Below are 26,688 nucleotides of genomic sequence, written 5' to 3'. Positions count from 1 at the left end.
CGGCGTACGCCGATCACAGCGCTCATGATCCACAGCGCTTCGGCTGACCGGGCCTCGGCGTGTCGGTTCGAAAGGGCGATGTGGATCATCCAGTCGCGGGGTCGTCGCGGCGGGTGGAGGGTGGTGCACCCTAGCTGGCGCGGTAGGGTGCACCACCTTCCACCCGCCGCGACGGCGGGACCCGGTCCGACCAGTCAGTTCTCCTCGCGCAGCACCAGTACGCCGTACCGGTCCAGGTGCAGCGGTGCGCCGGCGGCGACCCGGTCCCCGGTCAACAGGTCGACCCCGGCCGCGCAGGCCGACAGCTCGACCGGTTCCTCGCCGTGGTTGAGCAGGAACCGGATCCGGGCACCGTCCGGGGTGACCCGCACCGTGGACTCCAGCTGCGGCACCTCGGCGTACGGGCCGAGCAGCCCGTGCCGGTCGAGGATCCGGCGGACCACCCAGGACACCCCGGCCTGGTCGAGCCCGGTGGCCACGTACCAGCCTTCGCCGGCGCCGAACCGGTTGCGGGTGACCGCCGGGGTGCCGGCGTAGAAATCGGCCTGATAGGTGCCGACCACCTCGGCCCCCTGCGGGACGACCAACTCGAACAGCAGGGTGGCGGCAGCCACGATCGGCTCCGCGCCGTCCACCGTCAACGCCACCGGGTTGACCACGTCGGCGTCGCGGGCGTCCCACTCGTCGATCCGGATTCCCATCAGCGGTGCCAGCGGCCCCGGCACGTCGGCCAGGAACGCCTGGTCGTTTTCGTCGACCCGCCCGGACAGGTAGGTTCCCAGCACGGTGCCACCCTGCTGGGCCACCTCCGCCAGGCGGGCCGCGAGATCGTCTCTGACCATGTGCAGGGCCGGCGCGAGCACCACGTCGTAGCCGGTCAGGTCGGCGGTGACCGGGACGACGTCGACGTCGATCCCGGCGTCCCACAGCGCCCGGTGGTAGGCGAGCATCACCTGCTGGTAGCGGACCAGCCGGGACGGGCCGTCGGAGATCTCCAACGCCCACCAGCTGTCCCAGTCGAACAGGATCGCCACCTGGGCGGGGGTGCGGGCACCGAGGGTCGCCCCACCGAGCCGGTCCAGCTCGGCGCCGAGCGCGGCCACCTCGGTGAAGACCCGGGTGTCGGCGCGGCCGGCGTGGCCGATCACCGCGCCGTGGTACTTCTCGCTGGCGCCCCGGCCGGCCCGCAGCTGAAAGTAGAGGACCGCGTCGGCACCGTGCGCCACCGCCTGCCAGCTCCACAGCCGCAGAATGCCGGGGCGTTTCAGCGGGTTGACGTCGCGGCAGGCGGTGACGCTCGGCGTCTGCTCCATCAGCCAGAACGGCTGGCCGCCCTTGAGCCCGCGCATCAGGTCGTGGGTGAGCGCCATCCGGGCCGCCGACCGGTCGTCGGGCGGATAGTTGTCCCAGGACACGAAGTCCAGGTGCTCGGCCCACCGGTGGTAGTCGATCGGCCGGTACATGCCCATGAAGTTGGTGGTCACCGGGACGTCGGGGCTGGCCTCGCGGATCGCCGCCTTCTCGTCGACGAAGTTGGCCAGCATCGCGTCCGACATGAACCGCAGGTAGTCGAGGGTGATGCCCTGGAAGGCGGTGTGGTCGGGTCCGCGCCAGTGTTCGGTCAACGCCGACGGCGGCTCGATCTGGCCCCATTCGGTGAAGGTGTGCGACCAGAAAGTGGTGTACCAGGCGGCGTTGAGCGCGTCGAGGCTGCCGTAGCGCTCGCGCAGCCAGAGCCGGAAGTTGGCGGCGCACAGTTCGCAGTAGCAGGCGCCGCCGTACTCGTTGTTGACGTGCCAGGCGACCAGGCCCGGGGTCCGCGCGTAGCGTTGCGCGACGCGGCGGGCCAGCTCGGTGGAGAGCCGGCGGTACGTCGGCGAGCACGGGCAGGAGTTGTGTCGTTGGCCGAACCGGTGCCGGCGACCGGAGAAGTCGACGCGGGTCACGTCGGGGTGCGCGCGGGCCATCCAGGCAGGGTGGGCGGCGGTGCCGGTGGCCAGGCAGATCTGCCGGCCTTCGGCGACCGCCCGCTCGACGATGCGGTCGAAGCGGGAGAAGTCATACACCCCGGGTCCGGGCTGGTTGAGCCCCCAGACGAAGACCCCGATGGTGACGGTGTCGATCCGGGCGGCGTCGAACAGCCGGTAGTCGTCCTTCCAGACGTCCTCGGGCCACTGTTCCGGGTTGTAGTCGCCGCCGTACGGGAGCTTCGCGACGTCGGGCAGCGTCACCGGACGAACTCCTTCTCGATCGCCGTGGTCATCGGTCGGCTGGTGCGCAGCAGCAGCAGGGTCAGCACCGAACCGGCCAGCGCCAGCACCGCCTCCGAGGTGTACGCGGTGATTCCGGCCGCCACCACCGTCAGCGCCAGCACCCCGAGGGAGGTGCTCGGCGTACGGGTCAGGAAGTGGGCGGCGAGCCGGGCCACGTCCCGGGTGCGGAACGCGAACAGCGAGGTGATCACCAGGGCGGTACCGCCCCACACCGTCGCGGCCAGCGCGATCAGCACCAGCAGCACCGCCCACCAGGTCGGTACGCCGGCCGCGTCGAAGTAGGCCAGGTTGACCGCGACGACGGTCAGTCCGCCCAGCAGCGGCAGCCAGAGCCGCAGTGTCGCGCCGAGGTTGGTGCGGTAGCCGCGCCAGAAGTCGGCGGCCGGGTTCAGGTCGGTGATGTCCGGACGGTGCTGGGCGAGGGCGTACAGGGCGGCGGACAGTGCCGGGCCGAGCGGCACCGCGCAGAGCGCGTACAGCGGGATGTTGCTGGGGTCGCGGGCCAGCAGCAGCGCCGGCACCAGTCCGGGCGCGACAGCCGCGAGCAGCAGCAGCTCGACGACGATCAGCCGGTAGACGATGGCGGCGACCCGCGACAGCGGGCCGGTGCCGAACTGCCGCTGCGCGGCGACGAGGTCGTTCATGCCGGGCCGTTCCCGCCGAGCAGCCGCCGGTCGTCGCACCAGGGCGGGGTCTGGTCGACCACCGGGGTGATCTCGACCAGGGTGACCTCGTGCCGGGCGAGGGTCAGGTCGACGTCGGCCCGGCCGGCGACGACCGGCAGCGCGCGGTGGCTGCGGGCCGGTTCGGCGGCGGTACGCAGCGCGTCGAGCTGCGCCGGCCGGGGTGAGCGGGGGCGGCCCATCTCGCACCAGGCCCGCCAGGCGTTGCCGGCCTCGTCGCTGACCGACGCGCGCAGCAGAAACGCCGAGCCGGCCGACGCGGCGACCGGCACCGACAGCTGCACGGTGTGCCGCTGCGGCGAGCCCTCCAGGTCGGTGACGTCGACCGGCGCCCAGGCCAGCACGGTGACCCGGCCGTCGGTGTCGTCGCGGGTGACCAGGTGGTCGGTGCCCCGGGCGAGCACCTGACGGCCCATCCGGGCCAGGAAGGCGTACAGGTGGTAGGTGGGTTTTCTGATCTGTCGGTGGGTGAGCAGCCCGAAGCCGCCGTGGAAGATCGCGGCCGGGATGCCGACCTCCTCGAAGACGTCGCTGAACGTCCAGTAGGAGAACGAGTCGACCAGGTCACCGCCGGCGGCCACGACCGGGGCCAGGTACGCGGCGTGGAAGGCGGTGTCGTGGATCGGGTTGTCCGGCCGGTAGGAGGAGTTGAACTCGGTGATGTGCACCGGCAGGTCGGCCAGGGCGGTGCCGGCGAGGTGCTTGCGCGGGCTGGCGAACTGCTCCAGCAGGTGGTCGGCGGGCATCAGCGTCTGGTGGGTACCGAACGGCACGTGCTGGGCCGGCCCGGAGGTGTACGCGTGTCGGCTGACGAAGTCGACCGGCACCTCGCGGTCGGTGACGTACTCGGCGAACGGCACCAGCCACTCGTCGGCACCGGGCGAGATTGCCGGTCCGCCGACCTGCAGGCCGGCGTCGACGTCCTTGACGGCGTGCGCGGTCACCTCGTACAGCCGGTGGTAGGCGGCCTGGTCGGCACCGGCCCAGAAGATGTCCAGGTTGGGTTCGTTCCACACTTCGATCGGCCAGGTGCGGACCTGCTCCAGGCCGTACCGGTCGACGAGGTTGCCGATGGTGGCCCGGACCAGGTCGGCCCATTCGGTCTCGGAGCGGGGCGGGGTGACGTTGCCGCGCCACCAGAAGACGGTCTGTTCGCCGGAGGCGAGCGCTTCGGGCATGAAACCGAGCTCGATGAAGGGGGCGATGCCGAGGTCGAGGTAGGTGTCGACGATCTGGTCGGCGTAGGTGAACGAGTGGTGCACGCCGCGCCGGCCGGCGTGTTCGTACGGGCGGTGGATGCCGACGCCGTCGCTGAGCAGCCCGTGGCCGCGGATGTGGCGGAAGCCGATCTCCCGTTGCACCAGGGCGAGGGACTCCTGGTAGTCGCGGCGCAGCGCCAGCTCCAGCCGGCCGGTGCCGACGCAGGCGCGCCAGGCGTCCGGCAGCGGGCCGCTGCTCTGCTCGGGTACGACGGTCCGGGGCATCCGTACTCCTGTTTCACGTGCTGGTGCCGGGTGCCGGTCGCGTCCTCGCTTCGGACGCGACCGGCACCGGCGGGGGCGGTACGGGTGGTCAGCCGTGTTCTTCCTTGTACCGCTGGTACGCACCGTTGACGAGGTCGATGAACTGCTGGGCGTTCTTGCCCTCGACCTCGGCGACGTAGGCGTCCCATTCGGACAGGTCCCGCTGGCCGAGGATGAACTGCAGGGTCTGCTGCTGGACGTAGTCCTTCAGCGGGGTCTCCCAGAGGGTGGCCTGCTCGCGCTCCTCCTCGCTGAACGGCCGTGGCGGGGACACCGGCAGGGTCTCCTTCTGTCCCATCGCCTCCTGGAACGTCAGCTCCTCCTCGGAGAAGGTGGACTGCAGCAGGTCGGTGGTGCCGCCGTAGGCGAAGACGCCGTTGCTGAAGCCGAAGTCCTTCTGCAGGTGCTTGCTTCCGTCGGGGTTGAGCCCGATGAAGTCGATGTCGGCGTCGAGGACCCGCTTGCCGTCGGCGTCGGTGGTGTAGGTGACGCCTTCGATGCCCCACTTGGCGAATTCCTGGCCCTCGTCGGAGTACCAGAGCCAGTCGATGAACTGCATCATCGCGACGAAGTTCTCGCTCTTGCGCGCCTCGCTGGAGATCATGATGCCGTTCTCCAGCCGGGACCCGGCCTTCACCGAGCCGACGTCACTGTCCGGCCGGGTGATCTTGGAGATGGTGGCGTTCGGGTTGTTCTGCGCCAGCGCCGGCCGGTAGTCGTTGACCAGGGTCTGCGCGTTGGTGCTGATGACGAACGACTTTCCGGTGGCGAGCTTCTGGATCGCGGTGTCGTCGTCCTGGGTCACGCTCTCCGGGTCGAGCAGCCCCTCGTCGACCAGCGAGTGCAGGAACTCCACCATCTCCTTGTACTCCGGCATGGTGCCGGTGAAGACGAACTCCTGGGCCTCCCGGTCGAAGCTGGCGTTCTGGTAGCCCCAGCCACCCATCGTGTCGTAGCCGTACGACGGGCCGATGATGTTCTGCAACGCACCGAGCGGGGTGGGGATGCTCCACCGCTCCGACATCGGGTACACGTCCGGATAGGCGGTCTTCATCGCCCGCAGCATGTCCCGGAACTCGTCCCAGGTGGTCGGCTCCTCGAGGCCGAGTTCGGCGAGGATGTCGGTACGCACGGCGATGGTGTAGTCGGTCCAGACGTCCTCGTGCAGGCCGGGCAGCAGGTAGTACTTGCCGTCCTGCTGGCGCAGCGAGTCGATGTCACCCTGCAGGTTCCACTTGGCGACCTTGTCCTGGAAGTGCGGCATCAGCTCGACGTAGTCGCTGACCGGCAGGATCGCGCCGCTGGAGACGTACGCCGACTCCTGGCCGGGGTAGGTCTTCGGGATGATGAACGGTGCGTCGCCGGCGCCGATCAGCAGGCCACGCTTCTGCTCGTAGTCGCTCAACGGCACCTCGACCGTTTCGAGCGACACGTTGGTCCGCTTGGCCAGCTCCTCCCAGAACATCCACTCCTTGTCGATCTGGTAATTGGGGTGGTTGTTGTAGAGCAGGGAGAAGTTCAGTGCCTCGGTGGCAGTGAACTGGTCACCGACGCCGTAGCTCTCCATGGCGCCGACCCTGTTGCCGTCCAGGTCCTCGGCATCGGGCTCCTCGTCGCTGCCGCAGGCGGCGACGCTGAGCGAGAGGGCGAGCAGCCCGGCGGCGACCGCTGCGTAGCGGCGCCGGGATCGTGTGAACATCGGACTTCCTTTCGGTGCGTGGGGAAAGGCATTCAGGTGAATGGGGCGATCCTGTCCCGCAGCGCTATCCCTTGACGGCGCCGAGCATGATGCCGGACACGAAGTAGCGCTGGATGAAGGGGTACACCATGATGATCGGAAGAACGGTCAGGATGATGGTGACGGACTGGATGTTCGCGGCGGCCTGCGCGAGGCTGTCGCTGCTGCTTCCGGTGGAGGTGGCGGTGGTGGCCCCGGCGATCAGGTTGCGCAGGTAGACGGTCACCGGGAACAGTTCGGAGCGGTCCATGTAGAGGAACGCGGAGAACCACGAGTTCCAGAACGAGACCGCGTAGAAGAGCACCATCGTGGCGATGATCGCCTTCGACAGCGGGATGACGATGCGCCAGAGGATGCCGTACGTGTTGAGCCCGTCGACGGCGGCGGCCTCCTCCAACTCGGTCGGCAGACTTTCGAAGAACGCCTTCATCACCAGCAGGTTGAACACGTTGATCGCGTTGGGCAGCACGATCGCCCAGAGACTGTTCTTCAGTCCGAGACTGGTGATCAGTACGTAGTTGGGGATCAGCCCGCCGGAGAAGAACATGGTGAACACGGCGATGCCGACGAGCACACCCCGGCCCTTGAGGTCCTTCTTCGACAGCACGTACGCGTAGCAGGTGGTCAGCACGATCGAGATGACGGTGGCGACCACGGTGTAGACGATGGTGTTGCGGTAGTTGGTCCAGAACATCGAGTCGGACATCACCAGCCGGTAGGTGTCCAGGTTGAACCCGCGCGGGATGATGCTGACCTGGCCTGAGCGGATGTAGCCCTCCTCGCTGAGCGAGCGGGCGACGATGTTGGCGAACGGGTAGAGCGTGACGATCACGACGGCGGTCAGGACGACCGTGTTGACGATCCGGAAGATCCGGTAGCCACGGGTGTCGTCGGGGCCGCGGGGTCGACGCCGGGTCGGCGGGAACAGCTTGCGCGAGGTGTCGACGGTCACCACAGGCTCGTCCCTACTGCGCGGCGGGCGATCAGGTTGGCCGACAGCACCAGGGTCAGCCCGATCAGGGCCTCGAACAGACCGATGGCGGCGGCGTAGCTGAAGTTGCTGGAGACCACACCCATCCGGTAGAGGTACGTCGATATGACGTCGGCGGTCGGGTAGGTCAGCGGGTTGTACAGCAGCAGGATCTTCTCGAACCCGACCGCCATGAAGGTGCCGATGTTCAGGATCAGCAGCGTGATCATGGTGGGCCGGATACCGGGCAGGGTGACGTGCCAGGTCTGCCGCCACCGGTTCGCGCCGTCGATCCGGGCGGCCTCGTAGAGGTCCTCGTCGATGGTGGTGAGCGCGGCGAGGTAGAGGATCGTTCCCCAGCCGACGGTCTGCCACACCTCGGACGAGACGTAGATGGTGCGGAACCAGCCCGGCTGCTGCAGGAACGGGATCGCCTCGCCGCCGAGCGACCGGATCATCGTGTTGACCGTGCCGTCGATCGACAGGATCTGCATCACCATCGCCGCGACGATCACGATCGACAGGAAGTGCGGCAGGTACGACACCGACTGGACGAAGCGCTTCCACCGCCGGGCCCGCACCTCGTTGAGCAGCAGCGCCAGGACGATCGGCAGCGGGAAGACAATGACCAGGGTGAGTGTGCCGAGAATGAGGGTATTGGTGAAGACCTGCCAGAAGGTCGGGTCGGCGAGGAACATCCGTACGTAGCGCAGGCCGACCCAGTACTCGCCGAAGACGCTGCCGCCGGGCTGGAACCGACGGAAGGCGATGACGTTGCCGAGCATCGGCAGGTAACGGAAGATCAGGAAGAACAACAACGGCAGGACGATCAACGAGTAGAGCTGCCAGTCCCGCCGCAGCGCGCGTCGCCAGGTACGTGACCGGGGTCGGCTCCGCCCCCGTCGGGGCAGGTCGTCGACGGGCGGCAGGGGCACCTGCGCCTGCGGGGACGCATCGACCGCGCTGGGTGTACTCATCCCAGTCGCCACCCCTCATGTCCAGTGCGCGTCGGACAGTCTCCGGGCAGCAGGAGACACCCCGACGCGACACGAAACTCGAAACTTTCGGAAATAGGCGCGTTACCTTGCGGGGAACCTAGATTCCCCGGCATCGTTGTGTCAAGAGTCGCCGAACCGGACCTTCAACTGCATAGAGTGTGTGCCTGGTCGTCCGGGAGGTCTCATCGTCGCACGCGCACCACGCCTTCGGGCCGGCGGAACCGGGTCCACCAGCAGAATGAGCTCCGGAAGTTTCGGCAACTTTTCGTGAGGTACGCATGACAGAGGCACCACCGGCCACCCCGCCGCCACCAGCCGGCCCACCAACCCGGGCATCGCACGACGCCGGCGGACAGCCGTCGCCGGCCACCATCGCCACCATCGCCGACGAGGTCGGCGTCTCGGTCACCACCGTATCCAAGGTCCTCAATGGTAAATCCGACGTCGCGCCACAGACCAGGGCCCGGGTCGAGGCAAGTCTCGATCGACACCAGTACCGGCGGCGGGCCCGTCGCCCACCGATCCGTACCGATCAGCTCGACCTGGTCTTCCACCAGTTCGACTCACTCTGGGCAATGGAGATCATCAAAGCGGTCGAAACAGTGGCCAGCGCCGCCGGAATCGGCCTGCACCTGAGCCAACTCGGCGGCCGGCACACGCCGCCGGACCAGTGGCTCGATGCGACCCTGGCGCGTCGGCCACTCGGGGTGCTCTTCGTGCTCTGTCACCTCAGCGAACGACATCGGGACCTGTTGGCCCGCCAGCTGATCCCGTTCGTGGTGATCGACACCGACAGCGCGACCTCGGCCTCGGTACCGACGGTCGGCTCGAACAACTGGAACGGTGGACTCATCGCCACCCGGCACCTGCTGCAACTGGGCCACCGGCGGATCGCGATCATCTCCGGTCCCAGCGACGTGCTGTGCGCACAGGCCCGTACCGCCGGATTCCGGTCGGCCCACGACGAAGCCGGCCTGCCGGTCCCGGCCGACCTGATCCGGCACGGCGACTTCTACGTGGACGCCGGCTTCGCACACGGCATGGCGCTGCTGGACCGGCCGGACCGGCCGACCGCCATCTTCGCCGGCTCGGACATGCAGGCGCTGGGAGTGCTGCGGGCCGCCCGGCAACTCGGTCTGGACGTGCCCGGCGACCTGTCCGTGATCGGCTACGACAACGTGCCGGTGGCTGCCTGGACGGTCCCCGCCCTGACCACGGTCCATCAACCGCTGCGCGACATGGCCGGCACCGCCGCCCAGATGCTGCTCGACCTGGCCCGTGGCGCCGAGTTGTCGACCAGCCGGATCGACCTGGTCACCGAGCTGGTGATCCGGGAGAGCACCGCCCCGCCCGCCCCCGCCCGAGCTGTCCGTCAAGGAGGATGAATGCCCCAGTTCGACCTGCCGTTGGAACAACTGCAGTCCTATGCCCCGTCGCTGCCGGAACCAGACGACTTCGACACCTTCTGGAAGTCCACTCTCGATGAGGTGGCCGCGCACGAGATCCTGGTCGACGTCCGACCCGAGCCGACCGACCTGCGGTTGTTCGACACCTGGCAGGTGACCTTCACCGGGTTCGGCGGCGACCCGGTCCACGCCTGGTACACCCGCCCAGCCGGGGTCGACACCGCGCTGCCGGCGGTCGTGGAGTACCTCGGCTACGGGCGTGGGCGGGGCCTGCCGCACGAGCGGCTCACCTGGCCCGCCGCCGGCTACGCCCACCTGCTGATGGACTCCCGCGGCCAGGGTGACCAGTACGGCAACGGCGGCGACACCCCCGACCCGCACCCGGCCGCCGCCGGTGGGCCGGGTCCGGTGACCCGGGGCATCACCGACCCGTCCCGGTACTACTACCGACGGTTGATCACCGACGCCGTGCGCGCCGTCGCGGCGGTCCGGGCGCTGCCCGGCGTCGACGCGACCCGGGTGACCGCCGCCGGCAACAGCCAGGGCGGTGGGCTGGCCCTTGCCGTCGCCGGCCTGGTCGACGACCTGGCCGCACTGGTCAGCACCGCGCCGTTCGGCTGCCACTGGCAGCGGGCGATCGAGATCACCGACAACGAGCCGTACGGTGACGTGGCCCGCTACCTGGCCGTACACCGCAACGCCGAGTCCAGCGTACGCCGGACCCTGTCCTACTTCGACGGAGTGACGTTCGCCCGGCGGGCATCGGCACCGGCGCACTTCGGTGTCGGGCTACGCGACACGGTCTGCCCGCCGAGCACCGTCTTCGCCGCGTACAACCACTACGGCGACAAGCTGACGGAGCCACCACGGCGGGAGATCCACGTCTACCCGTTCAACGGCCATGAGGGCGGTGAGGCCGAACAGGTCCGTCGGCAGCTGCGCTGGCTGCGTGCCCTCATCGGCTGACCGGCCTCGCGATGGCTGCGCCCCGCGGCCGGCCTCGCCCGAGCAGCCAGGTACCGGCGGCCGCGAGCCCGACGCCGACGACGAGGAGCAGCGACCCGGCGGAACGCACGCCGGCCGAATGAGCGATCCAGCGGTCGCCGAAGGGGGCCATCCTGGTGGCAGTGATCTGGTCCGGATCGGTACGCCCGTCCGGTGCCGCGAAGGTGATACGCGTGCGTTGGCGCTGCACGGGCGGCCGGTCCCGCTGATCCGGGTTGGCGACGATCCACGGCAGGGTCGCCCGGCGGGCCGATTCGTCGTTCGCCGCTGCCTGCTCGGGGCTCTCGCCGAAGCAGTGCCAGGCGCTGCCGCCCTTGGCCACGCGCTGCTCGTTGCATTCGATCCGGGTGAACGTCTCGGTCTGCGCCCCGAACGCACCGACACCCAACCCGCCGGTGCCGGCGCCGAGCACGGTGAGACCGATCGCCGCGAACAGTAGGCCGGCGGCCAGGCAGCCGACGCCACGCCAGTGACCCACCTTCACGATCCCTTGTAGTTGGCCGGATGCTTGCCCGGCTGATGGTAGGACGTCGCCGCCACGACGTTTTCCGGATCTACGGGTAGGTGCCGAGAATTACGTCGAGGGCGGCCGGCGGAACGGCATCGAGCCAGCGGTTCCGCCGCATTTCCGGCAGTTAATGCATAACGGCTGGCCTCCACTGCCAGCCGGCAAACGAAACGCCGCGCGGGAAATGACTCCTTCTGGCACTATCCACCACATATTCACCCCGCTGGACATCGAAGTCACGCTGAGATAATCTGCGATCACTCAGAGACGTACATCGAAGTCTCACACCGCGTCCCGTTCTCCCTCAGCAGTTCCGGCCAGGCGACCTGATCGCCTGGCCCGTCCCTGCCTTCGGTTGGCACAACCGCAGCACAGGTCGGTCGGCGTCGCCGACACCTCGAGAAGGGAATGCACATGCGTGGATCCCGTTCGCCCTGGCTCAGCCGGGCCGCCAGACACAGCGCGGTGGCCGCAGCGGCCGCCACGCTGATCTCGGCAGCACCGTCACCCGCTTTCGCCGCCACCGGCGAGATCCTCGGGGCGGACCGCCAGGACGCCATCGCGGGCAGCTACATCGTGGTGTTCAAGGACAGTGTCCCGGCCGACAGCCGGACGCACGGCACCGATGTGGCGTGGCGGTACGGGGCGAAGATCCGGCACGTCTACTCGCACGCCCTGCACGGCTTCGCCGCGACGATGAGCGAATCCGCCGCGCGGCGGCTGGCGGCCAGACCGGACGTCGCCTACGTCGAGCAGGACGGCCTGGTCCAGGTGACCGACACCCAGCCCAGCCCGCCGTCCTGGGGCCTGGACCGCATCGACCAGCGCGATCTGCCGCTGAACAACAGCTACACCTACCCGACGACGGCACCGGCCGTACGTGCGTACGTCCTCGACACCGGCATCCGCACCACCCACACCACCTTCGGCGGCCGCGCTTCGTGGGGCACCAACACCACCGGCGACGGCAACAACTCCGACTGTCACGGCCACGGCACTCACGTCGCGGGTACGATCGGCGGTTCCCAGTACGGCGTGGCCAAGGCGGTCTCGCTGATCGCCGTCAAGGTGCTCAACTGCGCCGGATCGGGTTCCTTCGCCGGAATCGCCGCCGGGATCGACTGGGTCACCGCCCACCACGGTCCGGGAGCGCCCGCCGTCGCCAACATGAGCCTGGGTGGGCGCGGCACGAGCGCCGTCGTGGAGGATGCGGTCCGCAACTCGATCGCCGACGGCATCGTGTACGCGATCGCCTCCGGCAACAGCAACGCCGACGCCTGTGGCTTCACCCCGGCCCGGGTCGCCGAGGCGATCACCGTCAACGCGAGCACCCGCACCGATGCCCGCGCGTCCTTCTCCAACTGGGGTACCTGCACCGACGTCTTCGCCCCGGGCGACGGGATCACCTCGGCCTGGGCCAGCAGCGACACCGCCACCAACACCATCAGCGGCACCTCGATGGCCGCCCCGCACGTCGCGGGCGCTGCTGCCCTGATCCTCGCCGACAACCCGGCCCTGACCCCGGCGCAGGTGGCGAGGGTACTGCTCGGTGCCGCCACCCCGAACAAGATCACCAACCCGGGTACCGGGTCGCCGAACCTGCTGCTGTTCGTCGCCCAGGGTCCACCGCCGCCGGCGTCGGTACTCTACCGCTTCTGGAACGGCCGCGACCACATCAGCAGCACCGCCACCTCGATCGCCGGGTACCAGCGGGAGGGCCCGCTGGGTTCGGTCCGTACCAGCCCGGAGGCCGGCACCCGCCCGCTCTACCAGTGCCTCGTCTCCGGCTGGGACTACATGACGTCGCTCGACTCGAACTGTGAAGGGCAGCGGGTCGTCGGTCTGATCGGGTACGCGTACACCGCGCCGCCGGCCGGGTCGTATCTCACGGTACGCCGGTGCCGGATGTCCAGTGGGGACCACTTCGACTCCACCACCAGCAACTGCGAGGGGCAGATCGTCGAGGGTCTGCTCGGTTACCTGACCAGCTGATCCCACGGTCGCTCACGATGGTCGGGGCCGTACGCGGACGGCGTACGGCCCCGGTCCGACCAGGCTCCCGACAGCGGTAATCGCGGTGCGGTCCGAGCGGCCCGACGGCTAGCCTGCCGCGCATGACACCTGAACGCGTCCGGCCGCCGTTCGATGCCGACGAGCGCACCCAGTTGGTCGGCTGGCTCGACCTGCAACGCGCCATCGTGCACCTCAAGTGCGAAGGGCTGTCGGACGACGACGCCCACCGGCCGCTGCTGCCGTCGTCCCCGCTGATGACCGTCGCCGGGATCGTCTCGCACCTGCGCTGGGTGGAACACACCTGGTTCGAGGTGCTGTTCCTCGGCGGACCGGCCGACGGGCCGCAGTTCGACGAGACCCGTGAGGACGCCGACATGCTGGTCGACGGTGTGCCGCTGGCCCAGCTGCTCGCCGACTACGAGCGGCAGTGCGCCATCTCCAACGAGATCGTCGCCGCGCATCCGCTGGAGCAGACCGGCCGGCACCCGGACTTCCGCTCGGCGGCGGCGTCGCTGCGCTGGATGCTGATCCACATGGTCGAGGAGACCGGTCGGCACGCCGGTCACCTCGACGTCATCCGGGAACTGTTGGACGGGCGCAAAGGCTACTACTGACCTGCCGACCCGCCGGTGTGCGTGACGGGGGACGGTAGGCCACCCACACCGGTACGAACGTGTCAGGTCAGCTGGCGGTGCAGGACGGGGTCATGCCGGAACCACTGCCGGTGCCCTGGAAGCCGAACTCGGTCGACTGCCCGGCGGCGATCCTGCCGTTGTAGCTGACGTTGCGGAACTGGACCGCCCCGCTGTTGCCGCTACGGTCGGCGTTCCAGGCGTTGGTGACGGCCGCCCCGCCGGGCAGGGTCATCGCGACGGTCCAGCCGTTGGTGCCGGCGGAGCCGGCGGTCACCCGTACGGTGGCGACGAAGCCGCCGTTCCACTGATTTAGCGTGACGGCCGCCGTACAGCCGCCGTTGCCCGGTGGTGGGGTCGTCACCGGTGGCGGGGTGGACGGCGCGGGCGAGGTGTCCGGCGTGGTGGTCGGCCCCGGCGTGGACGGCGACGGGGTGACCCCACCCGGGTTGAGGCTGCCCGGTACGGCGGTCAGCGCGTTGTACCAGGCGGTGGCCATCTTGCCGTACCCGGTGGCGTTCGGGTGGACGCCGTCGGCGAGGTCGGCGGTGGTCAGCGCGGCGTACATGTTCACCAGGTGCACCTTGCGGCCGGCGTTCGCCCGGCTCTGCACGATCTGCGGGATGGCCGCGTTGAAGCTGCGGATCTGAGCGTCGGCGAAGCCGGCCGGGATGATCGTGGCGACGAACAGGTACGCGTCGGGTGCGTTGGTGGTGATCTTGTCGATCAGCGCGGCGAGCCGGTTCGGGGCGTTCGGCAGGTCACGGTTCTGGGTGATGTCGTTGGTGCCGATCTGCAGCAGGATCGTCTGCGGGTTCGACGCCCGGAGCCAGTTGACGATGTTGGCGTCGATCTGGTCGATGCGCCAGCCGGAGTGGCCCTGGTGGTTGCGGTCGGGCAGGCTGGCCGGCCCGTTGGACTGGGAGCCGACGAAGTCCACCGAGTGGCCGCCGGCCTGGAACTTCTGCCACAGGTCGATGCGGTAGCCACCGGACACGTTGAAACCGTCGGTGATCGAGTCACCGAGCGGCATCACCCGGACCGGGGTGGCCGACTGGGCGTGGCCGCTGTTGCCGACCAGCAAGGTGGCCGCCGCGAGCAGCACGGCCGCCAACACCGCCGTACATCGACGAATGGACACGGTCATGAAGAACTCCTTCCGAAAACATCTAAGATCGTGAATGTAGACGCTTTCCTGTGGAGTGCAGCGACGCGTCCCGACGGTCCGGCGACGAACGGCCGGCACCCTGCGCCGAGCGGCACAGCACAGCAGAAAGGCAGGAGTACGACTCACCAGCGGGCACGTTCACCGGCAGCAGCACCGGCAGGTCGCGCCGTCAGTTGCGCAGGGCGTCGTCGAGGCTGGTCTCACGAGGTCCGGGCAGCGCCGGCTCCCGGCCGACCAGCACGTCGTACGCGGCCTTGACCGCCGCCAGCCGCTCCCGGAACGCCCCCCACCGCCAGGCCCGCTCAAAGCGGCGTACCGAGTCGTCACCGACGCCGACCGCGTCGACGCCGACCCGCCGGCAGACCGTCACCGCCCGGTCGATGTGGAAACTCTGTGTCACCACGATCGCCTGCTGTACGCCGAAGACCTGCCGTGCCCGCAGGCACGAGTCGTAGGTGTCCAGGCCGGCGTGGTCCTGCACGATCCGCTCCGCCGGCACGCCCCGCTCGATCAGCCAGCGCCGCATCGCGCCCGGCTCGTCGTAGTCCCATTCGCGGTGGTCCCCGGAGACCAGGACCGCCCGCACCCGACCGGCTTCGACCAGTCGCCGGGCCACCTCCAACCGGCCGGCAAGGAACTCCGACGGCGTACCGTCCGGGCGGACCTGCGCGCCGAGGACCAGGGCCACCGGCGCGGCCGGCACGTCCGCCAGGTCGTACACGTGCGCGGCGGCCGACGCCCGGATCCAGTACCCGCTGGCGGTGACCAGCAGCGCCGCCGCGACCGCGACCACGGCGACGAGAAGAAACTTGCGGCGCAGCCAACGTGAGCGTCGGGACTGATGAGCCGGGGCGTCGTCCATCCCGTAAGTATTGTCGACGGGCTCCGTCGCGCCCCGACGCGGACATCCCGGTCCAGGCACCCGGGATGCTGGACACCCGCAGCGGCAGAGAGAAGTGTGGAACGCATGGTCATCGAGCTGGGCCTGACCCGCGAGCCGCAGGCACCGCCGCCGACGACGGCCGGTGGTTGGTGGCGGCGGCGACCGTCGGGCCCGGCAGCTGGCGGCTGGTCGCCCGTGCGCCGGGCGCGCCCGTACGCCGTACTGGCCGGCCTGGCCATGCTGCTCGGGCTGACCGGTGCCGCGCCGCCGGACGGCCCGCTGCTGGTCCCGGTCGCCGCGCACCAGGTGAAGGCCCGCGACATCGTGCTCGCCGGGGACCGACTGCTGGTCACCTCGGCCGCCGCCCAGGGCTCGACCACGACGTGGCAGCTCTCGGCGTACGCGATCCCCGCCGGCGATCTGCTCTGGACGGTACCGCTGCACGCGGCGAGCTGGCGGCTGCGCCAGGTACGCCGTACCGGTGACGTGGTGCTCGTGGATCCGCGCTCCACGCCGGGCGCCGGGGCGACGATGGTCCTGGACGCCGCCACCGGGCAGACCCGGTGGGTCGCCCCGGACGGGTTGGTGCTGACCGACGACGGCCGCACCGCTCTGCTCCCGGAGCCGGGTGAGTCCACCGGCGTCCCGTCGACGTTGGTCGCCGTCGACGTCGGCAGCGGCGACGAGTTGTGGAGCACCGGGTTGGCTGCCTCGACCGAGGTGCTCGCCGGGGCAGCCGGTCAGGTGCTGCTGGTCGGCGCCGACGGGCGGGCCGAGGTCCGCGAGGGGCGCACCGGCGCGGTACGGCGTACCGCCGAACTGGGTGCGGTGTCCCGGCCGGACAGCATGGGCGGCACCCTGGTGATGCGCCAGTCCAATGGCGGCCAGTTGGGCATGGTCGGCTACGACCCCACGACGTTGCGGCAGCTCTGGCAGCGGCCGGTGCCGTACGGGCCCGGCCGGATCACCGAGTGTGGCGAGCTGATCTGTTTCCCGGCCGGGGCCCAGATCGAGGCGGTCGATCCGCTGACCGGCGAGTTGGTGTGGCGCATCGACGCGGACCTGGTCGTCGACTTCGACAGCTATCTGGTGGCGTACAGCGTGGCGGGTGTGCCGGCGGCGGACGGCGGCTCCGGCGCCAGCGGTGGCAGCGGCGGTACCAGCGGGGCCGGGGCGGGCAGTGGGCGGATCGTGGACCCGGCGACCGGGCGGACGCTGCTGCCGATGAGCGCGTGGTACACCGAGTTGGAGGGGCGGGGCGATGCCACGTTCGTCGGCTACCGCCAGCCGGTGGAGGACGGCCCGGCCTGGCTCGCCGTGCTCACCCCCACCACCCAGGTGTTACGTCTCGTCGGGGTCGCGCCCGGACCGGTCGGCGGATGTGTCGCCGACGAGGCCACGATCGTCTGCCGCAGCGGCGCCGATGGCATCACCATCTGGCGTTACCAACTCTGACCCCCGACCACGCCCTCCAAGATCCCGACGATCTTGCGCTTATCGTTGGACGAATACGACATATCCTCTCGATAAGCGCAAGATCGTCGGGAAAGGGGGCGGGAAAGGGAGCGGTCAGGAGGCGGCGTCGACCTTTTCCGCGGCGGCGGCGAGGGCGGCGACGTAGTCGTCGAGGCCCCAGGTCACCGACAGCGCGGTCGGCGGCGACACCGAGGCGATGAACTCGGCCCCGACCAGCGAGGCGACCGCCCCGGACTGAACCTGCGGCATGGTCTGCGCGGCCGGCGAGGCCAGGAAGGCGTCCTGCTCCTCCTGGGTGGTGGCGAACGAGACCAGGACGTCCGAGGTGAGCTGGTCGAGTTGCTCGTAGCTCATGGTGAAGTAGAACGTCGACTCGTCGGTGCCGAGGTCGTTGACGCTCTGGGCGCCGGTCATGCCGAGATCGAGGGCGAACTCCACCCGCGGGTCGGCTTCCTTGTAGACGTAGAAGGTGTCGGCGGAGTCCCAGACCATCGCGACGCTCTTGCCGGCCAGCTGCGGGTTCTCCTGTGCCTTGGTGGCGATCTGGGCGTCGATGTCGTCGAGCAGCGCCTGCGCCTCGGCGCTCTTGCCGAGCGCGGTACCTACCGTGGTGATCAGGTCGCGCCACGGGGTGGCCCACGCCTCGTCCGGGTAGGCGACGGTCGGCGCGATCTTGTTGAGCAGGTCGAACTGCTCCTGGTCGATGCCGGAGTAGACGGCGAGGATCAGGTCGGGTTCGGCGGCGGCGATCTCGTCGAACGGCGGCTCCTGCGCGTCCGGCAGAACGGTGGGCACCTCGGCACCGATCTCGTCGAGCTTCTCGGCGATCCACGGCAGTACACCGTTGGCATCGCCGCCGTAGCTCTGGAACGGGATGGCGACCGGCACCACGTCGAGGGCGATGGCCGCGTCGGCGCTGCCCCAGCCCCACGCGACGACCCGGGTCGGGGCGTCGGAGATGGTGGTCTCGCCGAACGCGTGCGAGACGGTCACCGGGAAACCGGCGGTGCCGCCACCGTTGTCGGTGTCGCCGGTGGAGTCGTCGCCGGAAGAGCAGGCGGCCAGGCCCAGGGTCAGGGCGAGCGGTACGGCGACAAGGACGCGGCTGAGTATTCTGCTGTTCACTGTCTCTCCTACAGGCGCGGTCGGTCCGCGAGTCGACCCATGCAACCATGGGTAAGTTAGGTTTGGCTAGCCTTTGTAATCGCGGTTACCCAGCCGTGATACCGGCCCGTACCGGACCAGGCCCCGCGCCCGTCCCGGCGCACGATCAGGCCCCGCGCCCCTCCCGGCCCGTCGTGGCCAGCAGCCACAGCAGGTACGGGCCCCCCAGCACCGCGGTGACGATGCCGACCGGTGCCTTCACGTTGCCGGGCAGCAGATGCTGGGCGATCAGATCCGAGCCGGTCACCACGACCACGCCGACCAGCGCGGCCGGCAGCAGCACCGGAGCGCCGGAGCGCATCAACCGCCGAGCGATCGGCATGGCGACGAAGGCCACGAACGCGATCGGACCGGTCGTCGCCGTCGCCACCGCCGCGAGCGTCACCGCGACCACGAGCAGCACGATCCGGCCGCGTTCCAGCCGTACGCCAAGCCCGGTGGCGGTGTCGTCGCCGAACTGCAGCAGCTCCAGCGTCGCCCGCGCCACCAACAGCACCATGGCGAGCACGGCCAGGGTCACCGCCAGGACGACGATCTCCGGCCACCGGGCGGCGCCGAGGCTGCCGACCATCCAGGCCAGTGCGGTCTGCGCCTCGCGTACCTCGCCCCGGGTCAGCAGGTAGCCGAGCGCTCCGTGGGCCATGAACGCGGCGGCGATGCCGACCAGCACGAACCGGTATCCGGTCAGTCCGTTCCGCCAGGACAGCAGGTAGACGGCGGTCGCCGTACCGGTCGCGCCGACGAACGCCGCGACCGAGACACCCAGGCTGCCGACACCGAACATCGTCAGCGCGGCCACCGCCGCGACACTGGCGCCACCGGTGACGCCGATGATGTCCGGGCTGGCCAGCGGGTTGCGCAGCACGGTCTGGAAGATCCCGCCGGCGAGGCCGAACGCCGCCCCGGTGAGGATCCCGGCGATCAGCCGAGGCAGCCGCAGGTCGAGGATGATGAACTCGTCACGGCCGGTGCCCTGCCCGGCGAGGGTGCGCAGCAGATCGTCGGGCGCGACCCGGTAGGAGCCGAGGCTGAGGCTGAGCGCCGCCAACAGCAGCGCGACCACCACCAGCGTCGACACCACCACGGCGGCCCGGACGCGGCGACGCCAGCGCAGCCGGCGCAGCGCCGGCCACTCCCCCTCGGCGTGGCGGGTTCCGGTGACGGTCATTCCACAGCCATCCATGCCTTCATACCGCGGCCATCCGGGCCTTGCGGACCAGGGCGATCAGCACCGGAGCGCCGAGGAACGCCGCGACCAGGCCGGCCTCGACCTCGCCGGGCAGGGCGACGAGCCGGCCGACCACGTCGGCGGCCAGCAGCAGGGCCGCGCCCAGCGGCAGACTGTAGGCGAGGATCCACCGGTAGTCGGGCCCGGTGGCCCAGCGGGCGGCGTGCGGCACGACCAGACCGACGAAGACGATCGGGCCGGCGAGCGCGGTCGCCGACCCGCAGAGCAGCACGGTCGCCAGCAGGATCGACGCCCGGTCGCGGACCACGTGCTGCCCGAGCCCGTGGGCGACGTCGTCGCCGAGACTGAGCGCGTTGAGCAGCCGGCCGGAGGCCACCGCCAGCACGGCGCCGACGACCAGGAACGGCAGCACCGTACGGGCGGCGGACAGGTCCCGCCCGACCAGCGAGCCGACCTGCCAGAACCGGTAGCGTTCCAGGGTCTGCAGGTTGGTCAGCAGCACCAGGGTGATCAGCGAGGTGAGGACCGCGGTCAACGCGGAACCGGCGATGGCCAGTTTCACCGGGGTGGCGCCGCCCCACCCCATCGAGCCGACGCCGTAGACGGCCAGTGCGGCCAGTGCGGCCCCGGCGAAGGCGAACCAGATGTAGCCGACGGTGGTGCCGATGCCGAGCCAGGTGATCGCGACGACGACGGCGAGGGACGCCCCGGCGTTGACGCCGAGCAGCCCGGGGTCGGCGATCGGGTTACGGGTGAGCCCCTGCATGAGCGCGCCGGACAGGCCGAGGGCCGCCCCGGCGAGCAGCCCGATCACGGTCCGGGGCAGCCGGAGATCCCAGATCACCACGTGGTCGGCGATGGTCGGATCCCGGTGCGCCAGTGCGTCGAGCACGATCGGCAGGGCGATGTCGCGGGCCCCGAGGGCCAGGCTGGCGAAGATGGTGCCGGCCAGCAGCGCGACGGCGATCAGCAGGCCACCGAGCCTTCGACCGATGGTGAATCGTCGCCGACTTTCGGTAACCAAGGAGTCGTCGACCTCACCTCGACCGCGCCGAGGTGAGGTAAGCATTCCCTAAGTATGCAGGTCCAGGGTCACCGGCTCGTCGGCGGGCAGGTCGACCGGCAGCACCCCGTACGGGCTGGTGACCGTGACCCGTTGGGTGAGCGCCGAGCGGAGTCGGACCCGCACCGAGGCCGCGTTCCAGGTCAGCTCCTCGACGGTGATCCGCCCCCGGCAGGTGACCCCCCGCAGGGTGCCGCCGGGCAGCTGCGCCGGCCAGGCCGGCACCAGGTGCAGGGCCACCGACCCGTCCGCCGGGTCGACCCGCGAGTCGACCAGCGCCTCGATCAGTACGCCGGGCAGCGCGTGCGCCGCGTCGGCGTTGTACGTCTGCAGCCCCGGGTTGTGCGCGCTCATCAGCGACCGGAAGAACATGTCCGCACAAATGATCTTCCGCAGGTTGGCAGCGACCCCGTCGGCGTCGCGCAGCCGGGCGGCGACCAGCGCCCGGTGCAGGCTGCCGTGCGCGGAAAGGTTCTCGTCACCGCGTACGGCCAGCGCCCGGTGCGCCGCGCGGGCCAGCTCCGGCGTGCCGTCCGGGGTGATCTCGTGCAGCGGCCACACCGGGTAGAGATGGCTCACGTGCCGGTGGTCGTCGTCGGCCCGGTAGCCGGGCCAGGCCCATTCGGCGAGCGCTCCCCGGTCGTCGACCAGGTACTCCGGCAGCCGTGCGGCCAGCTCCGCCCACTCGGGCGACCCGGTCAGCGCGCCGGCCAGGCCCATCGCGTGCCGGGCGGCGGCGATGTCCATCGTCGCGTTGACCGCCAGGTAGACCGGCTGGTCGTTCTCATCGAGCGGACCGGTCTCGCCGGAGAACGACGGCACGAACACGAACCCCCCGTCGTCGTCGACCCGGGTCAAAAAGTCGGCGAAGAACTCGGCCGCCTCGACCAGCCACCCGGCGGCCGCGCCCAGCGGCTCCCCGGTGACCAGGTGATGCTCCCAGAGCGGGTACAGCAGCCAGTCGGCTCCGGGCAGCCAGGCCGGCCACGGCCACTCGTCGCAGAAGTGGAACAGGTGGCCGTGTTCGCCGTCGGTGCGGCCGGGGGCGAGCAGGCCCCGGCCGCCGTACACCGCCCGCGCGTTGCGCCGCCAGTCGTCGACCTGGCCGGCGATCAGCCGCCGGTACGCCGCCGTCACCTCCGGCAGGGCGCCGATCGCGGCCCCGGCCATCTGCAGGTTGAGGTTGGCGTCGGTGGTGAAGTCACCGGCCCAGGCCGCGTCCCAGGACGCCAGCCAGAGGCCGGTCAGCCGGGGCGGCAGCACACCGCTGGAGCTGATCAGCAGGTACCGGCCGGCGTGGAACAGCCGCTCCAGCAGCACCGGTGACAGTCGTTGGTCGTCGGCGCGCTGGGCGTCGAGCAGCTGGCCGACCGGATGGTGCCGGTCGGTGTCGTCGACGCGCAGCCGCAGGTCGAGCCGCTGGTACATCGGTGCGTGCAGCGCGACGTGGCGTCGCAGCAGCCGGTCGTAGTCGTCGCCGGCGAGCGCCGTCAGCCGGGCGTGCAGCGCCGCCGTGCCCCAGCCTGGTGTGTCGTAGCGGTCGAGCACGGTCAGCGTCAGCGCGTCCCCGCCGATGCGGATCCGGTCGCCGACGATCTCGGTGTCGCCGACCACCAGGGTCAGCCCCTCGAACCCGTACGCGCCGAGTCCGGGCGGGTAGCTGCCCCGGACCCGCAGGACGGCGTACCCGTCGTGCCGGTAGGCGGCGACGTCGTAGCCGACGGCGACCGGCCGGCCGGGCAGGTCGCCGGTCGCGCCGAGCAGGCACGGCCCGGCGGCGAGCGCGACCACCGCGACGGCGTCGGCGCGGGAGACGAAGGCCCGCCGGGCGCGGTCGCCGTCCCAGGTCGCGCTGACCTCGCCGGTGGCGAAATCGGTGGTACGCCGGTAGTCGGCCGGTGGCGACGGGTCGGCACGGGTGGCGACACTGTCGATGGTCAACGCGTACCCGGGGTGGTAGGACTGGGTCCACTCCAGTTGTCGCCCGTCGGCGAGCAGCCGGCCGGCCTCGGCCCGCCGGTCGGCCAGGATCAGCTCGCGGACCTGTTCGATGACGCCGGCCAGCTCCGGTGGCCGCCGGTCGCGGGTGCCGTTGGGCAGCACGAACCGGTGGTGGTTGACCACGATCCGCTCCGCGACCGGGTCGCCGTGCACCATCAGCCCGTACTCGCCGTTGCCGGTGAGGAAGGCGTCCTCCCAGCGGGCCGCTGGCGCGGTGTCCTCGATCCGGTGCACCGATCGACCTTAGCCAACGTCCGCCACACGGCAACCGCCTAGTGTTCCTGCCATCTGGACCTGTGCACTCACCGGTTGCGGCGCCGGATCCGTTCTGTGATGAGGTGGCCTGACGTCACCGAGGGGAGTGATATCGGTGCACATCGGTCGAAATCGGGGCACGACCGCCGGACTGCTGGCGGCGCTGCTGGCTGCCGGCGTCCTGGTCGGATGCGGAACCGCCCCCGCGACGCCCGTGTGGCAGCCGGCACCGGGCGCGGCGGGCGGCCAGGCCGCCCCCAGCGACGGCGCGCCCAGCACCGCACCACCGAGCACCGCACCACCGAGCCCCACCCCCAGCCCGACGCCGACGACACCACCGGACTCGGCGATCCCCCGCTCCGGTGCCGGCAGCTTCGACGCCGCCGCCGGGTCGCCGGGCCGGATCGGCATCGGCACCCGGATCGTCACCTACCGGGTGGAGGTCGAGCGGGACATCGACTGGGGCGACCTGGAGCCGTGGACGGTGAGCCGGTTCGCCGACCGGGTGGACGGCATCCTCGCCGCGTCGCAGGGCTGGACCGAGTCGGGGTTCCACCCGGTGACCGACCGCAGCGTCGGGCTGAACCAGGCGTCCTGGTCGTTCCGACGGGTCGGCGGGGACCGCTACGACGTCCGGATCCGGTTGGCCACCCCGCAGACCGTCGACCGGCTGTGCGGCCGGGCCGGGCTGGACACCGCCGGCGTCTTCTCCTGCCGGACCGGCACCACGATCATGATCAACCTGCGCCGGTGGCTGCAGGGGGCCGATGGCTACCCGGTGACCATCGACGATTACCAGACCAGTGTGATCAACCACGAGGTCGGCCACTACCTGGGCTTCGACCACATGGGGTGCGCCGGCGCGGGCCAACTGGCCCCGGTGATGGGGCTGCAGACGACCGACCTGGGTGGCTGCCTGCCGAACCCGTACCCGTTCGACGTCGACGGCCGGTTCGTCAGCGGCCCCTGGCGGCCGTCCTGACCGTCACGGGCCGCCGCTACCGACCCGCGCCGGTTCGGCGGACCGGTCGTCGGCCGGCGGCGACATCCGCAGTTCGGTACGGGCCAGGGCGGGCAGCCCGTGCCGGCGGCGGGCGGCCATCCAGCCGACCGAGCCGGCGACCACGACCACCACGAGCAGCGCCAGCAGGGCGATGTCCGGGGTGCCGAGCAGCTTGAGCGCACTGGCCAGCAGGACCAGGGTCAGCGCCCGGCGGACCAGCCCACCCGGGGCCCGGGAGGAGAGCTGGGCACCGATCCACGCCCCCGGTACCGCGCCGAGCAGCAGCGAGGCGGTCAGGTCGAGGCGGAAGTCGCCGAAGAGCAGGTGGCCGATGGCTGCGGCGATCACCAACGGAACCGCCTGCACCAGGTCGGTGCCGACCAGGAACGCCGGGCGCAGCAGCGGGTAGAGCATCAGCAGCGCGATGATGATCAGCGAGCCGGAGCCGACGCTGGTCATCCCGACGATCAGCCCGCCGACCGCGCCGATCGCCACGGTGGGCAGCGGGCGGGCCTTCAGCGGGGCCTCAGCCGGGGCGGCGACCGCCGGTTCGGTGCCGGCGGCGACCGCCCGGCGGCGGGCGGCGTGCTCGACCATCCGGGTGTAGGTGCGGAAGACCAGGCCGGCGGCGGCCAGCAGCAGGGCCACCCCGAGGGCCACCTTGATCCCGTGCTGCAGGCTCTCGCCGTCACCGAGCGCCCGCAGCAGCAGGACGCCGGCGAAGGCGCACGGCACGCTGCCCAGGCAGAGCCAGCCGACCAGGGACCAGTGCACGGTCCGACGTCGGATGTGCACCAGCCCACCGACCGGCTTCATGACCGCGCTGACCACGAGGTCGCTGGAGACGGCCGCGAGCGGCGGGACGCCGAAGAAGATGACCAGCATCGGGGTCATCAGCGCCCCGCCGCCCATCCCGGTCAGCCCGACGATGATCCCGATGCCGCAGCCGGCGAGCACCAACACCCAGTCCACCCCACCGAGGGTGCCGGACCGGACCGGCAATGTCTAGCTTGTCGATCGGGATTATCAAGGCGATAGGTAAACCGGATCAGGTCGATTCCCGGTCAGTCCGCCGGCAGCGCGTCCGGCTCAGGCCGCCGGCAGCGCGTTCGCCTCAGGCCGCCGGCAGCGCGTTCGCCTCAGGCCGCCGGCAGCGCGTTCGCCGCGACCACCCGGCGGTACCAGTGCGCGCTCTCCTTCCAGGTCCGCCGCAGCGTCTCGCGGTCGATGTGCACGATGCCGAACGTCTTCGCGTAGCCCCGCGCCCACTCGAAGTTGTCCATCAGCGACCACACGAAGTAGCCCCGCACGTCCGCCCCGCCCTCGATCGCCTCGGCCACCGCGGTCAGGTGCCGGTGCAGGTAGTCGATCCGCCGGGGGTCGTGCACCCGACCGTCGGGGTCGACCACGTCGTCGAACGCCGCCCCGTTCTCGGTGATCATCAACGGCAGCCCCGGGTAGTCGCGGTGCAGCCGCAGCAGCAACTCGGTCAACCCGGTCTCGTCGATGTTCCAGCCCATCTGGGTGTACGGGCCCGGCTGGGCGACGAACTCGACGTCGGTCACCCCGATCCACGGCGACGCGGCACCGTCGGCGTGGCCGTCGGCGGTCGACCGGGGCGACACACCGTCCCACTGCCGTACCAGCACCGGGTTGTAGTAGTTCACCCCGAGCAGGTCCAGCGGCGCGTGCGCGGCGGCCTCGTCCCCGTCCCGCACGAACGCCCAGTCGGTCACCGAGGCGGTGTCGTCGATCAGGTCCCGGGGGTAGGCACCGTCCAGCATCGGGCCGAGGAACGCCCGGTTGGCCAGGGCGTCGATCCGGCGTACCGCTTCGGCGTCGGCCGCCGACTCGCCCCGGACGTGGTGCAGGTTCAGCGTCACGCTGACCTGCGCCGCCGGGTCGATGGTGGCGCGCAACGCCCGTACCGCCAGACCGTGACCCAGGTTGAGATGGTGTACGGCGGCCAGCGCGGCGGCCGGCTCGGTCCGCCCCGGCGCGTGCACCCCGGAGCCGTAACCCAGGTACGCCGAGCACCACGGCTCGTTGAGGGTGATCCAGGTGTGCACCCGGTCACCGAACACCTCCCCCATCTGGCCGGCGTACTCGGCGAAGCGCTGCGCGGTGTCCCGGTGCGGCCAGCCGCCGGCGTCCTCCAGCTCCTGCGGCAGGTCCCAGTGGTAGAGGGTGGCCACCGGCGCGATGCCCCGGGCCCGCAGGCCGTCGATCAACGCCGAGTAGAAGTCGACACCCTTGCGGTTGAGCTGGCTGCCGCCGTGCGGCAGCACCCGCGACCAGGAGATCGAGAACCGGTAGGCACCGACACCCAGGTCGGCCAGCAGGTCCAGGTCCGCCTCCAGCCGGTGGTAGTGGTCGCAGGCCACGTCGCCGGTGTCGCCGTTGGTGACCAGGCCGGGGGTGTGCGCGAAGGTGTCCCAGATCGACGGCGTCCGGCCGTCGACAGCGGCAGCCCCCTCGACCTGGTACGACGCGGTCGCCGTCCCCCAGAGGAAGGTTCCCGGGAAGGTGCGACCGGACGGTACGGATGCTGACATGTGGGACTCCCCTTACGCGCTGAGCACGATCTCGAGCTGTTCGGCTCCCAGGATGCCTGCCGACCGCCTGCGTACCGGCCCCGGATCCGCCGTCCGACCCAGGTGACCTCGGACACGGCGCCGTCGGCGCCCCGGTGCCAGCCGGCTCAGCCGGTACATGTCAGCGCGGATATCGTCGACAC

21 protein-coding genes are annotated in these 26,688 nt (G+C 70.7%); 6 read left to right on the top strand and 15 right to left on the bottom strand.

Going from position 1 to position 26,688, the window contains the following annotated elements; genetic code table 11:
- Window positions 1-194 precede the first annotated feature (194 nt).
- The 6 genes from ACN28F_RS22215 to ACN28F_RS22190 form a co-directional block, all read right to left on the bottom strand.
- Window positions 195-2,231: a beta-galactosidase gene (locus ACN28F_RS22215; RefSeq protein ID WP_289209838.1), complete on the bottom strand. Its 2,037-nt coding sequence runs from the start codon at window positions 2,229-2,231 to the stop codon at window positions 195-197.
- A complete protein-coding gene (locus ACN28F_RS22210) occupies window positions 2,228-2,917 on the bottom strand; it encodes a DUF624 domain-containing protein (protein WP_289209837.1) in 690 nt (229 codons plus the stop codon). The genes ACN28F_RS22215 and ACN28F_RS22210 overlap by 4 nt, the downstream gene beginning before the upstream one ends.
- On the bottom strand, window positions 2,914-4,440 hold the full coding sequence (locus ACN28F_RS22205) for a GH39 family glycosyl hydrolase (RefSeq protein WP_421359553.1): 1,527 nt from the start codon (window positions 4,438-4,440) through the stop codon (window positions 2,914-2,916). The genes ACN28F_RS22210 and ACN28F_RS22205 overlap by 4 nt, the downstream gene beginning before the upstream one ends.
- Window positions 4,441-4,528: 88 nt before the next feature.
- The gene (locus ACN28F_RS22200; RefSeq protein WP_289209835.1) at window positions 4,529-6,178 is read right to left on the bottom strand and encodes an extracellular solute-binding protein; all 1,650 of its coding nucleotides are present in this window, start codon (window positions 6,176-6,178) and stop codon (window positions 4,529-4,531) included.
- A 64-nt stretch (window positions 6,179-6,242) separates the two neighbouring features.
- Window positions 6,243-7,169: a carbohydrate ABC transporter permease gene (locus ACN28F_RS22195; RefSeq protein WP_289209834.1), complete on the bottom strand. Its 927-nt coding sequence runs from the start codon at window positions 7,167-7,169 to the stop codon at window positions 6,243-6,245.
- Window positions 7,166-8,164, bottom strand: a complete 999-nt coding sequence (locus ACN28F_RS22190) for an ABC transporter permease (RefSeq protein ID WP_289209833.1) — start codon at window positions 8,162-8,164, stop codon at window positions 7,166-7,168. Before ACN28F_RS22190 ends, ACN28F_RS22195 begins: the two co-directional genes overlap by 4 nt.
- 299 nt (window positions 8,165-8,463) lie before the next feature.
- On the opposite strand from ACN28F_RS22190, the gene ACN28F_RS22185 reads away from it, so the two are divergent.
- Both ACN28F_RS22185 and ACN28F_RS22180 read left to right on the top strand, forming a co-directional pair.
- Window positions 8,464-9,570, top strand: coding sequence for a LacI family DNA-binding transcriptional regulator (locus ACN28F_RS22185; protein WP_289209832.1), 1,107 nt, complete (start codon window positions 8,464-8,466; stop codon window positions 9,568-9,570).
- Entirely contained in the window at window positions 9,571-10,557 is a 987-nt protein-coding gene (locus ACN28F_RS22180) for an acetylxylan esterase (RefSeq protein WP_289209831.1), read from the top strand. It abuts the gene before it with no gap.
- On the opposite strand, the gene ACN28F_RS22175 is transcribed toward ACN28F_RS22180, so the two are convergent.
- Complete coding sequence (locus ACN28F_RS22175; protein WP_289209830.1) at window positions 10,547-11,074, bottom strand: hypothetical protein; 528 nt, start codon at window positions 11,072-11,074, stop codon at window positions 10,547-10,549. The two genes, ACN28F_RS22180 and ACN28F_RS22175, sit on opposite strands and share 11 nt — an antisense overlap.
- Before the next feature lie 444 nt (window positions 11,075-11,518).
- Between ACN28F_RS22175 and ACN28F_RS22170 the strand changes: the two genes are divergently transcribed.
- Together ACN28F_RS22170 and ACN28F_RS22165 are read left to right on the top strand one after the other, a co-directional pair.
- Entirely contained in the window at window positions 11,519-13,096 is a 1,578-nt protein-coding gene (locus tag ACN28F_RS22170; protein WP_421359550.1) for a S8 family peptidase, read from the top strand.
- Between the two features lie 122 nt (window positions 13,097-13,218).
- Entirely contained in the window at window positions 13,219-13,731 is a 513-nt protein-coding gene (locus tag ACN28F_RS22165; RefSeq protein ID WP_289209828.1) for a DinB family protein, read from the top strand.
- A 67-nt stretch (window positions 13,732-13,798) separates the two neighbouring features.
- Here the strand turns inward: ACN28F_RS22165 and ACN28F_RS22160 are convergent, their stop codons facing one another.
- Both ACN28F_RS22160 and ACN28F_RS22155 read right to left on the bottom strand, forming a co-directional pair.
- A complete protein-coding gene (locus tag ACN28F_RS22160; protein WP_289209827.1) occupies window positions 13,799-14,896 on the bottom strand; it encodes a cellulose binding domain-containing protein in 1,098 nt (365 codons plus the stop codon).
- 190 nt (window positions 14,897-15,086) lie between these two features.
- On the bottom strand, window positions 15,087-15,779 hold the full coding sequence (locus ACN28F_RS22155; protein ID WP_289209826.1) for a SanA/YdcF family protein: 693 nt from the start codon (window positions 15,777-15,779) through the stop codon (window positions 15,087-15,089).
- A 105-nt stretch (window positions 15,780-15,884) separates the two neighbouring features.
- Between ACN28F_RS22155 and ACN28F_RS22150 the strand changes: the two genes are divergently transcribed.
- A complete protein-coding gene (locus ACN28F_RS22150; RefSeq protein ID WP_421359548.1) occupies window positions 15,885-17,255 on the top strand; it encodes a PQQ-binding-like beta-propeller repeat protein in 1,371 nt (456 codons plus the stop codon).
- Between the two features lie 114 nt (window positions 17,256-17,369).
- On the opposite strand, the gene ACN28F_RS22145 is transcribed toward ACN28F_RS22150, so the two are convergent.
- From ACN28F_RS22145 to ACN28F_RS22130, 4 genes are all read right to left on the bottom strand, one after another.
- Complete coding sequence (locus ACN28F_RS22145; RefSeq protein WP_421359546.1) at window positions 17,370-18,401, bottom strand: iron-siderophore ABC transporter substrate-binding protein; 1,032 nt, start codon at window positions 18,399-18,401, stop codon at window positions 17,370-17,372.
- Window positions 18,402-18,546: 145 nt separating this feature from the next.
- On the bottom strand, window positions 18,547-19,608 hold the full coding sequence (locus ACN28F_RS22140; RefSeq protein ID WP_289209823.1) for a FecCD family ABC transporter permease: 1,062 nt from the start codon (window positions 19,606-19,608) through the stop codon (window positions 18,547-18,549).
- Window positions 19,609-19,627: 19 nt separating this feature from the next.
- Complete coding sequence (locus tag ACN28F_RS22135) at window positions 19,628-20,653, bottom strand: FecCD family ABC transporter permease (protein ID WP_289209822.1); 1,026 nt, start codon at window positions 20,651-20,653, stop codon at window positions 19,628-19,630.
- Between the two features lie 48 nt (window positions 20,654-20,701).
- The gene (locus tag ACN28F_RS22130; protein ID WP_289209821.1) at window positions 20,702-22,927 is read right to left on the bottom strand and encodes a glycosyl hydrolase family 95 catalytic domain-containing protein; all 2,226 of its coding nucleotides are present in this window, start codon (window positions 22,925-22,927) and stop codon (window positions 20,702-20,704) included.
- Window positions 22,928-23,063: 136 nt separating this feature from the next.
- Between ACN28F_RS22130 and ACN28F_RS22125 the strand changes: the two genes are divergently transcribed.
- Window positions 23,064-23,930, top strand: coding sequence for a DUF3152 domain-containing protein (locus ACN28F_RS22125; RefSeq protein ID WP_289209820.1), 867 nt, complete (start codon window positions 23,064-23,066; stop codon window positions 23,928-23,930).
- A 3-nt stretch (window positions 23,931-23,933) separates the two neighbouring features.
- On the opposite strand, the gene ACN28F_RS22120 is transcribed toward ACN28F_RS22125, so the two are convergent.
- On the bottom strand, window positions 23,934-24,923 hold the full coding sequence (locus ACN28F_RS22120; protein WP_289209819.1) for a sulfite exporter TauE/SafE family protein: 990 nt from the start codon (window positions 24,921-24,923) through the stop codon (window positions 23,934-23,936).
- A gap of 167 nt (window positions 24,924-25,090) precedes the next feature.
- Entirely contained in the window at window positions 25,091-26,506 is a 1,416-nt protein-coding gene (locus ACN28F_RS22115) for a GH1 family beta-glucosidase (RefSeq protein ID WP_289209818.1), read from the bottom strand.
- Window positions 26,507-26,688: the final 182 nt, after the last annotated feature.

It is taken from the genome of Solwaraspora sp. WMMA2101, from assembly GCF_049179175.1.
Lineage (GTDB): Bacteria > Actinomycetota > Actinomycetes > Mycobacteriales > Micromonosporaceae > Micromonospora_E.
This window is presented reverse-complemented; position numbering and strand designations above follow the sequence as displayed.